This is a genomic window from Streptomyces sp. NPDC006476, assembly GCF_040612015.1.
GTDB lineage: Bacteria > Actinomycetota > Actinomycetes > Streptomycetales > Streptomycetaceae > Streptomyces > Streptomyces griseorubiginosus_B.
Window position 1 is genome coordinate 73,460 of sequence record NZ_JBEXPK010000031.1, and the last position, 12,730, is coordinate 86,189.

10 protein-coding genes and 1 pseudogene are annotated in these 12,730 nt (G+C 72.3%); 5 read left to right on the forward strand and 6 right to left on the reverse strand.

The window, feature by feature from the left end; translation table 11 throughout:
- Positions 1–57: 57 nt before the first annotated feature.
- The 6 genes and pseudogenes from ABZZ74_RS30920 to ABZZ74_RS30945 form a co-directional block, all read right to left on the reverse strand.
- Positions 58–518, reverse strand: a pseudogene (locus tag ABZZ74_RS30920) (transposase); the annotation flags it as partial.
- A 342-nt stretch (positions 519–860) separates the two neighbouring features.
- The gene (locus ABZZ74_RS30925; protein WP_356770491.1) at positions 861–2,069 is read right to left on the reverse strand and encodes an ABC transporter substrate-binding protein; all 1,209 of its coding nucleotides are present in this window, start codon (positions 2,067–2,069) and stop codon (positions 861–863) included.
- A gap of 25 nt (positions 2,070–2,094) precedes the next feature.
- Positions 2,095–4,617: an ATP-binding cassette domain-containing protein gene (locus tag ABZZ74_RS30930; RefSeq protein ID WP_356770493.1), complete on the reverse strand. Its 2,523-nt coding sequence runs from the start codon at positions 4,615–4,617 to the stop codon at positions 2,095–2,097.
- A 12-nt stretch (positions 4,618–4,629) separates the two neighbouring features.
- Complete coding sequence (locus tag ABZZ74_RS30935) at positions 4,630–5,499, reverse strand: branched-chain amino acid ABC transporter permease (protein ID WP_356770495.1); 870 nt, start codon at positions 5,497–5,499, stop codon at positions 4,630–4,632.
- Between the two features lie 163 nt (positions 5,500–5,662).
- Positions 5,663–7,021: an FAD-dependent oxidoreductase gene (locus ABZZ74_RS30940; protein WP_356770497.1), complete on the reverse strand. Its 1,359-nt coding sequence runs from the start codon at positions 7,019–7,021 to the stop codon at positions 5,663–5,665.
- A 148-nt stretch (positions 7,022–7,169) separates the two neighbouring features.
- On the reverse strand, positions 7,170–8,237 hold the full coding sequence (locus ABZZ74_RS30945) for an NAD(P)-dependent alcohol dehydrogenase (RefSeq protein ID WP_356770499.1): 1,068 nt from the start codon (positions 8,235–8,237) through the stop codon (positions 7,170–7,172).
- A gap of 61 nt (positions 8,238–8,298) precedes the next feature.
- On the opposite strand from ABZZ74_RS30945, the gene ABZZ74_RS30950 reads away from it, so the two are divergent.
- The 5 genes from ABZZ74_RS30950 to ABZZ74_RS30970 all read left to right on the forward strand — a co-directional run bounded on the left by ABZZ74_RS30950 (position 8,299) and on the right by ABZZ74_RS30970 (position 12,730).
- Positions 8,299–9,093 (forward strand): SDR family oxidoreductase, encoded by a 795-nt coding sequence (locus ABZZ74_RS30950; protein ID WP_356770501.1) that lies wholly within the window; start codon positions 8,299–8,301, stop codon positions 9,091–9,093.
- Between the two features lie 118 nt (positions 9,094–9,211).
- Complete coding sequence (locus tag ABZZ74_RS30955) at positions 9,212–10,348, forward strand: acyl-CoA dehydrogenase family protein (protein ID WP_356770503.1); 1,137 nt, start codon at positions 9,212–9,214, stop codon at positions 10,346–10,348.
- A gap of 92 nt (positions 10,349–10,440) precedes the next feature.
- Positions 10,441–11,229 carry an enoyl-CoA hydratase/isomerase family protein gene (locus tag ABZZ74_RS30960; RefSeq protein ID WP_356770505.1) on the forward strand — a complete coding sequence of 263 codons (789 nt, stop codon included), beginning with the start codon at positions 10,441–10,443 and terminating at the stop codon, positions 11,227–11,229.
- A gap of 5 nt (positions 11,230–11,234) precedes the next feature.
- Positions 11,235–11,585: an OB-fold domain-containing protein gene (locus tag ABZZ74_RS30965; RefSeq protein WP_356770507.1), complete on the forward strand. Its 351-nt coding sequence runs from the start codon at positions 11,235–11,237 to the stop codon at positions 11,583–11,585.
- Entirely contained in the window at positions 11,582–12,730 is a 1,149-nt protein-coding gene (locus tag ABZZ74_RS30970) for a thiolase family protein (RefSeq protein ID WP_356770509.1), read from the forward strand. Before ABZZ74_RS30965 ends, ABZZ74_RS30970 begins: the two co-directional genes overlap by 4 nt.

Sequence of the window (12,730 nt, forward strand, 5' to 3'; positions counted from 1 at the left end):
CCAGTTACACCACTCGTTTGGCTCTGTCCCGTAATCGGTGGTAGCGCTGTGTAGTGATCACCGGAGGAGGATGCGGTGGCAGAGCAGGGGGAACCCGGCTCGGCCGTGCATCTGCCTCATGATCCGCTTGGTTCGCGTGTTGACGCCCTCGGTGCGGCCGTTGTGGTACGGGAGGGTGAGTCCGGCGTCGACGGCAGCGCGGTCGAGTTCGAGGCCGTTCGCGAAGGAGTGCAGGTGGGGCACGTCGGCGGCGCGGACTGTGGTGATCCAGTCGGTGAGCTTGGCGTCGTTGCCCTCCGCTGGTGTAAGTAGCTGAGCGAACTCGCCGGTAAGGCTGGCGAGTTCGGTCAGCTCGGGGCAGGCTTCGGTGAGTTCCGCAGTAGTGCGGTGTCCTTGTCGCGCAGGTTCTCGGGGCGGTTGAGCAGGAGGCGGGCGAAGCGCTGCGGGGTGGTGACCGGCTTGTCGCCCTCGGCGCGGCCCTGGGTGATGTAGCGGTAGGGCAGGTTGAGGCTGCCGGTCGGCGCGACCTGGAGGTGGGCGGTGACGGCGTCCCGGAGCCGGCGCTGCAGGGGCGGTCCTCGTGGATCGACGAAGCGCCGCCGAGGCCGTGCATGGCCCACAGGCGTCCGGCGGCGGAGCGACCGCCCGGGTCGTCTTCGAGGCACCCAAGGGGGGAAACTCACCGACGCGGCCAACAAGAGCGAGATCGGGCACGCTCATGATCCCGGCCTCTCCCCGGCACCACGGGACCCCATCCGCGCGGGGACCCGTACCGCGGTACTGATGCGGTGGGCGTACGGCGGGCACAGGGGAACGCCGTGTCCCCGTCAGGGACACGGCGTTCATGGCAGCCGGCGTGCTCAGTCGCGGGTGGGAGGGGTGTAGAAGGAGCCGACGGAGGTCCAGACGCCGTTCTTGACGACCACGCGCTGCACGCTGCGGGTGCCGAGATGGTCGTCGGCGCCGAACTTCATCACCGGCGACACCCCGGGGTCCACCGACGACGCCTTCTGGTACGCGGCGATGAGGGCCTGGGACGTGAACGGCCCCTTGACGGTCTTCGCGATCTGGGCGAACACCTTCGCGTTGCTCCAGCCCCACAGGGCGAGGAACCCGGCGTCCTGACCGGGCTCGTACTTCGCCATTGCGGTACGGAACTCCTTGACCGACGGATCGGGATCCGAGGGCGCCTTCACCAGCTGCACCGCCTTGAGGCCCTCGGCGGCGTCCTTGGCCAGGGAGATCGTCGACTCGGCGGCGACGGGCGCGTAGGCGTAGGTGGGCAGGGAAAGCCCCTGCAGCCTGGCCTCCTTGACGAAGGCCGCCGCCTCCGGCGAGGTGAGGACCAGGATCACCGCCTGGGGTTTCGCCGCCTTCACCTTGCTGATCACCGGCGTGTAGTCGGTGGTCTGGTACTTGACCGGCAGCCGGTCGACCTCGACCGAGGGATCCACCTTCTTCGCGACGGGCTCCACCTGCTTGGCGACGTTCACGAACGCGGCCGGGTCGCTGTGCACCACGAGGATCTTCTTCGCGCCGTCCTGCACGGCCCACGCGGCGACCGCCGCGGCCTGGTCCTCGTAGAGGGTCTGTGTGCCGAACAAGCCGGGGCGCGGCGGCTTGTACCAGTTCTCGGCGCCGCCGACCTCGTTGAGGATCGGGACCCTGGACTGGTTGAGGACGAACGGGAAGGCCGCCTCGGCCTGGGAGGTGCCGTTCGCGTTGACGATGGCCACGACCTTGTCCTGGCCGATCAGTTCACGGGCGATCTGCACGGTCTGCTGCGGGTCGGCCGCGTTGTCCTTGACGGTCCACCGGATCTTGCGTCCGTTGATGCCTCCTTGGGCGTTGAGCATCTTGAAGTAGGCGTCGGCTCCCGCTTTCTCGGGCACGCCGTACGCGGCGGTGGAGCCGGTCAGCGGCAGCCACGCGCCGATGTGTATCTCGGAGGAGCTCGCGGCGGCTCCCGAGGAGTCCTGGCCGGCGCAGGCGTTGGCGGTCAGCGCCACCGCGGCCAGGACGGCCGCCGTTCCCGCGGCGCGGCGGAGTCTTCTTACGGTCCGGAACATGGTCCACCTCGTATCGCTACAGGAATCAGTTCACTCGTGAGGTCCGGGCGGGAGCCGCCGCGTTCGGTGCGGCCTCCAGGCCGCCGCTGAAGTACGCCGCCTCCGCCTGGGCCCCGAACGCGGGATCGCGCGGCCGGCCGTGGGCGGCGACCACGCCCTCGTGCAGCACGGCCACCTCGTGGCACACGGACAGGGCCCGGCTGAGCAGTTGCTCCAGCAGGACGACGGTCAGACCCTCCCGGGCCAGGCCCGCCAGCCGGTCGTAGACCTCGTCGACCAGCGCCGGGGCCAGCCCGAGAGCCGGTTCGTCCACGATCAGGACGTCCGGCCCGACGATGAGGGCCCGGGCGATGGCGAGCATCTGCTGCTCGCCGCCGGACAGCCCGCCGGCCGGCGCGGACATACGGTCGCGCAGCCGCACCGGCAGCCACTCGACGGTCTCCTCCAGCCGCTCGCGCAGTCGCGCGCCGGTGACACCGCCCGCGTACGCGGCGACCTCGAGGTTCTCGCGCAGGGACAGCGTCTTGAACAGGGCCCGCCCCTCGGGCGCCAGACTGGTGCGGACGCCCGCGCCCGCCTCCCTGACCCCGTGCGCGGGGGTGAGGGAGCCGTGCAGGACGCCGGCCAGGGTGCTCTTGCCCGCGCCGTTGGCTCCGGCGACGCCGAGGACGACGCCCTGGCGGACGTCGAGGTCGACGTCGCGCAGGGCGACCACGCCGCCGTAGCTGTGGCCGATGCCGTGCAGGCGGATCATGCTGCGTTCCCCGGTGTGCTCGGGCGGCCGGGTCCTGCCGTCGACGGTCCCCAGATACGACGAGCGCACCTTCGGGTCCTGCAGCACGGTGTCCGGGGTTCCCTCGCCGATGGTGCGGCCGAAGTCGAAGGCGAGGACCCGATGGGCGACGGAGAAGAGGTCGTCGAGGACATGGTCGATGACCACCACGGCGGTGCCGCTGGCGTGCAGCCGCCTGATGTGCCCGGCGAGCAGGGCACGTTCACTCGTGTCGAGGCCGCCGAACGGCTCGTCCAGCACCAGCAGTTTCGGGTCCTCGGCCATCGCGCGGGCGAGGTCGAGGCGCTTCTGCAGGCCGAACGGCAGCTCCCCGGGGCGGCGGTCGGCAACCTCCGCGAGTCCGACGGAGTGCAGCAGCCGCGCGACGTCGGCCCGGTCCCGGGCGGTGATCCGGCGACGGGTGCACAACACGTTCTCGGCGACGGTGAGTTCGGAGAAGACCTCCGCGTGCTGGAACGTACGGCCGATGCCCAGCCGCCGGCGTGCGGTCGCCCTGGTCCGCAGCAGGGGCCGGCCGGCGAAGTCGGCGGTTCCGCTCACCCGGCCGTTGCCGGTGAGTCCCGACAGGGCGTTCAACAGGGTTGTCTTTCCTGCCCCGTTGGGTCCGATGACCGCCAGGATCTCGTTCTGGCGCAGGGTCAGTGAGGCGTCCTCCAGGGCCTGGAGTCCGCCGTAGGAGACCGACACGTGCTCCAGGCGCAGCAGGACGGAGTCGTCGGTGGGGGGCCGGAGGGGTGCGGGGTCGGGCGACTCCTCGGCGGGCAGGGGGAGTCGGGTGTCCGGCCGGCGCAGCAGGCTCCGCGCGGCACTGCGCACGGGTTTGCCGAGGAACGGTACGACGCCGCCGGGCAGGAAGAGCAGCACGCAGATCAGGACGAGGCCCTGCACGACCGGCTGGGGCAGCCCCACGGCGGAGGACAGCGAGGGGTTCCACGTGAGATAGACGCCTCCGGCCACGGCACCGACGATGGTGCCGACCCCGCCGAGCACGCATGCCGCGATCAGCGAGATGCCGAAGGACAGCGAGAATGGGTCCGGGCTGACGAAGCCGGTGAGCAGCCCGAGCAGCACGCCCGCCAGGCAGGTGCACGCAGCGCTCACGGCGAAGGACAGCGACGACTGCGCCTCCGGGGCGATGCCGATCGTACGGGCGGCCAGGGGGTGCGACTTGGCGGCCACGAGCCGCATCCGCAGCCCCGAGGCTGCGGCCGGCACCGCCAGCGCGAGCACCACGGCGGCCGCCCCGACCGCGAGGTACTGGGCTTCGGTGCTTCCGCCCAGGATCGTGCCCAGGCCGAGCGCGCTGCGCAGCTGCACGACCGGCACTCCCTGGTCGCCGCCGGTCACGCTGCTCCAGCGGTTGACCAGTTCGAGGGTGACCATGGTGAAGGCGAGGGTCAGCAGGGCGATGTAGAGCACCGAGAAGCGGGCGCCCGCGTATCCGAGGAAGGCGCCCAGGACGGCGCCGGTGGCGACGGCACCGAGCACCACCGCTTCCAGGGGCCAGTCGTGGGCACTGCCGTACGCCGCGAAGTACGCGCCGATGGCGAAGAACGCGGGGTGGCCCACCGACCAGATGCCGGACCAGCCGGCGAGCAGGCCGACCGAGAGCACGACGACGGTGTACACGGCCGCGAGCCCGACGGAGTACATCTGGTACGCGGGGATCGCGCCGGAGGCCATGAACACCATCAGCACCGCGCCGGCGGCCGGACCCAGGGCGGCCCTGGCCAGGAGGGAACGGTTGAAGACCATGGATGCGACCCCTCAGACCCGTTGGAAGGTGCGGGTGCCGAACATGCCCTGCGGACGGATCAGCAGGACCAGCACGGTGAACGTGAACACGAACGTGTCCCGGAAGCTGGCGGAGACGTAGTTGGCCGCCAGGTTGTCCAGGACGCCGATGGTCAGCCCGCCCAGGACCGCCCCGTACATGCTGGTCAGACCGCCCAGGAAGATCCCGGCGAAGGCCCGGAACAGCGGGGCGACCAGCGCGGTGGGCACCAGACCCGAGCGCGGCGCGTACAGGGACGCGGCGAGCGCGGCCAGCCCCAGGCCGAGCGCCCAGGAGATCCGTGCCAGCCGCTGGGCGCTCAGTCCGACCACGCGGGCGGTGTCGGCGGACTCGGCGACGGCGCGCATGGCCGAGCCGAGCGTGGTGCGGGCGAACAGGTAGCCCACCAGGGTCATCGCCACGGCGGCGACGCCGATCGTGACCAGACTCTGCACCGGCACCGCGGCACCCGACCAGCGCACCGTCCCGTCGACCAGGCTGGGGAAGGACTTGGGCTGGTCGCCCCAGATCGATCCGGCGGTGCTCTCGGCGATCAGGGACACGCCCATCGTGACGACGAGTGCCGAGAACAACTGGCCCTGCCCCAGGGGCCGGATCACCGTCTCACGGACGAGCAGGCCCGCCGCGACGGTGATGGCGACGGCGGCGAGGATGCCGAGCACCGTGGCCACACCGTGGTCGTGGAGCGAGACCGCCACGTACAGGCCCAGTGTCGCGAGCGAGGCCATCGCGAAGTTCACGACGTCCGTGGCCCGGTAGATGATGACCAGCCCCAGGCCCATGAGGCCGTAGACGGCTCCACTGGCCAGACCGCTGACCAGGACAAGCAGGAACTGACTCATAGTCCCTCCCCCGAGGAAGGGCGCGTTCGCGCCACGCATGCAAGCGGCATGATCACCTCACGGACCGCGAAGTTAAAGTGAACTCAATTCAGTAAGCTAGGCACTCCGGTGCCGGGCGGGCAAGCCTCGTGCACGGGATTTGTGCGCGGTGGCCCGAAGGGGCTCAGCGGGTGGCGGTCACCGGCGCCCCGGCGAGCGCGGTCCGCGCCGCCGCCAGACCGAAGACCAGGGCGGGGGCGAGGCCGCCCGCGTAGGCGCGCCGGTACAGGCCGCCGGCGTCGGCACCCGCCGCCAGCAGCCCCGGCACCGGACCGGCCCCGTCCGTCTCCGTGGACCGCACGCGTGCCTCCGTGTCGATCAGCAGGCCGCCGAAGGTGAACGTGATCGCGGGGGCCGCCTCGACGACGTAGAAGGGCGGTTCGTCGAGCGGCTGCCGGTCCAGCAGCCGGCCGGGTGCGGTCGTGGCGTTGGCGCGCACGGCCGCGTTGAACTCCTGCACGCGGTCGCGGATCGTGGCGCCGGGATAGCCCCACTCCTCGGGCATCGACGCGAAGTCCTCCAGGCTGTCGGCCACCGCGCTGCGGGCGCCGGCGCGGTGGCACAGCTGGAACTTGTCCACGCCGGGGATGCCCTCGACGTAGGAGGCGCTGATCCACTCCCGGTGCACGCGCGCGTCGGCGACCAGCAGGGCGCGGGCCTCGGGCCGCTCCAGCAGCGCCATCGCGGTCAGATGGTCGCCGACCGTCTCGTCGACGAAGCGCTCGCCGGTCGTGTCGAAGAGCAGGGCGTGCTCGCTGTAGTACAGCGCAAGGTCGACGAAGCGCGCGGGGTCGGCCAGGGAGACGCCCGCCGGCATCAGGTGGCCGTAGAAGCCCGCGTCCTTCTTACCGAACGCGGCGCCGGCCGAACGGCCGAGGGTGAGGCCGTCGCCCCTGCTGTGCGGGTTGGCCCGCAGTCCGATGTCGGCGGCCCGCGGGTGGACGTGCTCGGCGCGCAGGCCCGGATCGCCCTGGAAGCCGCCCGTCGCCAGGAGGGTCCAGGTGGCCTCGATCCGGCGCACCGATCCGTCCGGCAGGACGCACTCCGCGCCCTTGACCACGCCGTCGTCCGTCACGAGGGCGTGGGTCCAGGTGTCGGTCAGCACCTCCTGGCCCCGGTCGCGGATCAGCCGTTCGCACGTGTCGAGGTAGTGGTTGGTGTCGACCTGGTGCCCCCGGCCGAAGCCGAGCACGGGCACCGGCGGCCGGCACTCCACGCCGAGCGACCGGATCCAGGCCACCCCGTCGGCGAACCCGTCCACCAGGGCGGTGGCCAGCTCGGGGTCGCCGTCCGGGTTGACCCGGCGCATCTCCTCGACCGACGGGGTCGTCCAGGCGAAGCCGGCGAAGCGTGCGGAGCCGCCGGTGCGCTCCGCCTTCTCCACCAGGACCACCGTGCCGCCCTCGGCGGCCACTCTCGCGGCGGCAGAGAGACCGGCCATGCCGCCGCCTATCACCAGAAGATCCACTGTCTCCGCATCCATAGCGGGTCCCACCGCCTTAGTGTCGCCGAGTGGGACAAGACGCTAATTGAACTCACTTCTGGAGTCGAGAGGGTGGATGGCGCGAGGTGGGACGGTACGGGTTCCGGCCGCATGGGAGGCCGGGCCGGACGGGTCGGCCATCGGCATGTCAGTCGGGAACCAGGACCGCGCGCCCCCGTACGTCGCCGGACCGAAGCCTCGCGAGAGCCCGTGGCGCCTCCGACAGCGGGAACCGCTCGATCCCCACCCGCAGGACGCCCTCGCGGGCCAGAGAGACCACCGTCCGCAGTTCGGGCAGGGTTCCCCAGAACGGCAGCAAGATCCGCGTCCCCGGAGGCAGTGCGCCCGATTTGCGGACCGTCAGTTCTCCGCCGCCGCTGCCCACCACGGCCAGTTCCCCGCCCGGTCGCAGCACGTCCACCGCCAGCTCCAGGCTGGAGCGGTCGCCGACGAAGTCGAGCACGGCCGCCGCACCCGCGCCGCCCGTCCGGTTCCGCAGGGCCGCCGCGGTGTCGGGCCGCAGGAGGGTGGCGAAGTGCGCGCCGCGCTCCTCGGCCAGGGCGAGCGCCTCCTCGCGTACGTCGACGGCCAGCACCCGCGCGGTCGTCGTGGCCCGCAGCAGCTGAACGGCCAGGTGCCCCAGGCCGCCGATGCCGATAACGACCACGCAGGCGTCCTCGTCCAGCGCGCCCCGGACCGCCGCTACGGCGTGACAGGCCGTGAGCCCGGCGTCCGACAGGGGTGCCGCCTGTACGGCCGGCAGGTCGCCCACCGGCACCAGCAGCCGCCCGGACGGCACGAGCAGCAGGTCGGCCATCCCGCCGTCCCGCCCGAGGCCCGCCCCGGTCCCCACGCGGTCCGCGTCCAGCGCCGGGCGCCGGTCGCAGTAGTTGTCGGCTCCCGCCGCGCAGCGCGCGCAACTCCCGCAGCCCCAGGGGCCGTACACGACCACGCGCTCGCCGATCGCCGGGCCCGTGGCGAGCGGGCCGCGCTCGACCACGCGGCCCGCGGTCTCGTGCCCGAGGGTGAACGGGAGCCGGTACGGAAGGGCGCCCGGCGGCGCGTCGATGACATGGAGGTCCGAACGGCACACGCCCGCTGCCTCCACCTCGATGAGGACCTCTTCGCCCGTCGGGCTCGGCCGGGGCACCTCGGTCAGTTCCGGTGGACCGCCCCAGCGGGTCAGCCGGACCGCTCTCGTCCTGCCTGTTGACATACCCGGGACATTAACAAAAATGAAGTCAGTTCAGTAGTCGGCCGTGGGGTGGTGACCGTACGTGGAGGGTGAGCACGCCGGGCGCTTCGGCGGGCGGGTCGCACTCGTCACCGGCGCGGGATCCGGCATCGGCGCGGCGGCTGCCCGGCGACTCGCCGCACAGGGTGCCCAGGTTCTCGTGGCGGACATCGACGGCCAGGCGGCCCAGGCCGTCGCCAAGGAGCTGCCGTGGGCGTACCCCCTGACCGTCGACGTGGCCGAACCGGCCCAGGTCGACGCGGCTTTCGAGGAGGCCGTACGGCGGCACGGGCGGCTCGACGTCGTCGTGCACGCGGCTGGCGTCGACGATCCCGCCGCCAAGGAGTGGATCGCCGAGGCGCTGCGCGCGGACCGGCCTCCGGAGGTGACGGCGCGGCTCGGCGACGAGGCCTGGCGCCGCGTCATGCGCGTCAACCTCGACGGCACCTTCCATGTGCTGCGCGCGGCCGTGCGGGTCATGGCACCGCACCGGTCCGGGGCCGTCGTCACCGTCGGCTCCTCCTCGGCCTTCGACACCCTGGTTGGCTATCCGCACTACGCGGCCTCGAAGGCCGGGGCCCACGCGCTGAGCCAGTCCGTCGCCAAGGAGGCGATCTCCTTCGGCGTCCGCGTCAACACGGTGGCACCCGGGCCGACCGAGACCGGCATGGCGGCGCGAACGCCCGCGGCGCTGCGGCAGGGCTTCGCGGACGGCCGGGTACGGCCGTACGCCACACCGGAGGAGATCGCCGATGTCGCCCTGTTCCTGGCGAGTGAGGAGGCGGCGAATGTCGTCGGCGCGGTGCTGCTCGCCAACGGCGGGCGGTTCACGGTGTGAGCACCGAACCGTCGTGGGCGACCGCCCGATCCTGGCGGACGCCGGTGCCCGTCCCGCACAGCCGCACGATGTCACACCCCCGCGCCCCCTGGGGCGGGCGCGGCCGAGGGAGGTACGCATGTTCCGGCTCGACGCCGACCCCGCGCTGCTGCGGGAGACCGAGGAGCAGCGCCAACTGCGCTCCGTCCTGCGGGACTTCCTCGCGGAGAACTGCGGACCCGAGGAGGTCCGCAAGCAGGCCGACAGCCCGCGGGGCCACGACGAGGTCCTGTGGCACCGGCTCGCGGGCGAGATCGGCGTCCATGGGCTCGCCGTCCCCGAGGAGTACGGCGGCGCCGGCGGCACGTTCGCCGAACTCGCCGTGGCGATGGAGGAGACCGGGCGCGTGCTGTGCCCGGCGCCCCTGCTGAGCACCGTCGTCCTCGCCGGGCACGCCCTGCTGGACAGCGGTGACCGACAGGCCTGCGCGCGCTGGCTGCCGGGCATCGCCGACGGCACGCTCACCGCCACGGTCGCCGGATTCCCGCATCCGGGCGCTGTCACGGCCGAACAGGGCTCCGGCGGCTGGGTGCTGCGCGGCGAGGCCGATTTCGTGCCTGACGGAGCGGGCGCCGATCTGTTGCTGGTCGCCGCCCGGACGCCGGACGGGGAGCGGTTGTTCGCCTGCGAACCCGATCCCGCGACCTGCGGGCGCACGGCTCGTCCCGTCCTCGACCCGACCCGCCGGCAGGCGCTCGTCCGCTTCCGGGGAGCACCGGCCGAGCCGGTCGGCGTGCCCGGACGGGCGCCGGACACGGCCGCCGGGGTCCTGGACGCGACACGGGCTGCGCTGGCCGCCGAGCACGTCGGCGGGAGCGCGCACGCCCTGGACGCCGTACTGGCGCATGTGGTGCGCAGGACCCAGTTCGGGCGCCCCATCGGGTCGTTCCAGGCGGTCAAGCACCGGCTGGCCGACCTGCTCGTCGAGGTCGAGGGCGCGCGGTCGGCGGCGGCGTACGCGAGCGCCTGTCTGGCCGGGCGGCGGACGGAGGAGCTGCCGGTGGCGGCGAGCGCGGCCGCGGTGGCGTGCACCGCGGCCTACCGTCTGGCCACCGCGGAATACGTTCAGTTGCACGGCGGCATCGGCTTCACCTGGGAGCACCCGGCCCACCTCTATCTGCGCCGGGCCCGGGCCGACGAGGCGCTGTTCGGCACCGGCGACGACCACCGTCTGCGCCTGGCCGGGCTGCTGGGACTCACCGGCCGCACCGGCTGACTTCCCAGGCCGACCGGCAGCGGTCGGTCCATTGACAGGGGCTTCCACTGCCCACAGAATCGAACTCAATTCAGTTCAGTTTGGAGGAACTCATGGCAGTCGAGGACGAGATCCAGTTCGAGCGGGACGGGCATGTGGCGCGGATCTGGCTGAACCGCCCGCACAAGAAGAACTGCGTGACCGTGCCGATTCTCGAGCGGCTGGACGAGATCATCACCGAGGTCGACGCGGACCCGGAGCTGCGCGTGCTGATCCTGCGCGGACGCGGCAACACCTTCTGCTCCGGGTTCGACCTGGACAGCCTCAAGGCCGACTTCGTCGGCCGCTCCAACGCCATCGACGTCGCCGTGCTGTCGGCGAAGGTCTGCGACCGGCTCTACTCGATGAAAACGCCGTCGATCGCCGTCCTGGAGGGCCACGTCACCGCGGGCGGCTTCGAGCTGATGATCTCCTGCGACTTCGCGATCGCCGCGGACGACGCCCTGATCGGCGACTTCCACATCCGGCGCGCGCTGTTCGGCGGCGCCGGCCCGATCTACCGGGTGCCGCGCATGATCGGCGTCCGCAAGACCAAGGAGCTCATGCTCACCGGCAAGCTGCTCACCGGCGTCGAGGCGGCCGACTTCGACCTCATCAACGCCTCGGCCCCCGCCGACAAACTCGACGCCACCGTCGAGGAGTTCGCCGACCAGCTCGTCGACAAGAGCCCGTTCACCATGTGGATCACCAAGATGACCATCGACCGCAGCCTCGACGCGGACATCCAGTCGCTGATGGTCATGGAGCACCTCGCCGTCGGCGTGATGCTCAACTCCGAGGACGCCGCGGAGGGTGTGTCGGCGTTCCTGGAGAAGCGGGAGCCGCAGTGGAAGGGCCGCTGAGCGAAGTGCCCGAGACCGGGGGCCGGCTGCGCGGCTCCCGGTGCGCCGACTGCGCGGTGGCCGTCTACCCCGCCGACCCGGCGTGTCCGCGCTGCGGGGGACCAGCCGAACCGGTCGTGCTCTCCGCCACCGGCACCCTGTGGACCTGGACCGTGCAGCACTACGCGCCCAAGTCCCCGCCCTACGTCCCACCCGCCGCCGGCTTCGCACCGTTCACCGTCGGATACGTCGAACTGCCGGAAGGAGTAAGGGTGTTGACCAGGCTCGACATCCGTCCCGAGGACGCGGAGATCGGTATGCCGGTGACGCTGACAGCCGGCGACGGGGTGCCCAGGGCCACGGGAGCCGCCGTATGAGCGGCGAGGACGTGCTGGTCTGCGGTGCCGGGATCACCTCCTTCGCCCGTACGGAGGCGAGCGGCCGGCACCTGGCCGTGCGGGCCGTGCGGGCCGCCCTCGCCGACGCCGGACTGCCGTGGTCCCGGGTGCGGGCCGCGTACGGCGGCAGCGACGCCGCCGGCAACGCCGACACGCTGGTCGCCGAACTCGGCCTGACTGGAGTGCCGTTCACCAATGTGCGCAACGGCTGCGCGACCGGCGGCAGCGCGCTCGTCTCCGCCGCCCACGCCATCCGCTCCGGCGCGGCGGACGTGGCGCTCGCCGTCGGCTTCGACAAGCATCCCCGCGGCGCCTTCGACCCACGGCCCGCCGACTGGGGGCTCGACGAGGCCTACGGCCGCGACGGGCTGATGGTGACCACCCAGTTCTTCGCCATGAAGATCCAGCGGTACATGCACGACCACGGCATCAGCGCCCGCACCCTCGCACTGGTCGCCGAGAAGGCGTACGGGAACGGCGTGCTCAACCCGCACGCCTGGCGCCGCAAGCCGCTCGACGCGGACGAGATCCTGGCGTCCGGGATGGTCAACGACCCGCTGACCCGCTACATGTTCTGCTCGCCCGGCCAGGGCGCGGTCGCCCTGGTCCTGTGCAGTCCGGCGGTGGCCCGCGAGATCGAGGCGAGGGCCGTCACCCTGCGTGCGGCGGTCACGCGCACCCGCCGGTTCGGATCCTTCGAGGTGTTCAGCCCGTGGGCGCCCCCCGGAACCCCGACGAGCGTCAGCGCGGACGCCGCCCGCAGCGCCTTCGAGCAGGCCGGACTGGGGCCGCGGGACATCGACCTGTGCCAGTTGCAGGACACCGAGAGCGGCGCCGAGGTGATGCATCTGGCCGAGTGCGGGTTCTGCGAGCACGGCGAGCAGGAGTCCCTCATCCCGTTCGGGGCGACCGGGATCGGCGGCTCGCTGCCGGTCAACACCGACGGCGGATGCATCGCCAACGGCGAGCCCATCGGCGCCTCCGGACTGCGCCAGGTCCACGAGATCGTGCAGCAGCTGCGCGGCCGGGCCGGCGAACGACAGGTGCCCGGCGATCCGCGGACCGGCTTCACCCATGTGTACGGGGCGCCCGGCGTCAGCGCCTGCACCGTGCTGACCCGTTGA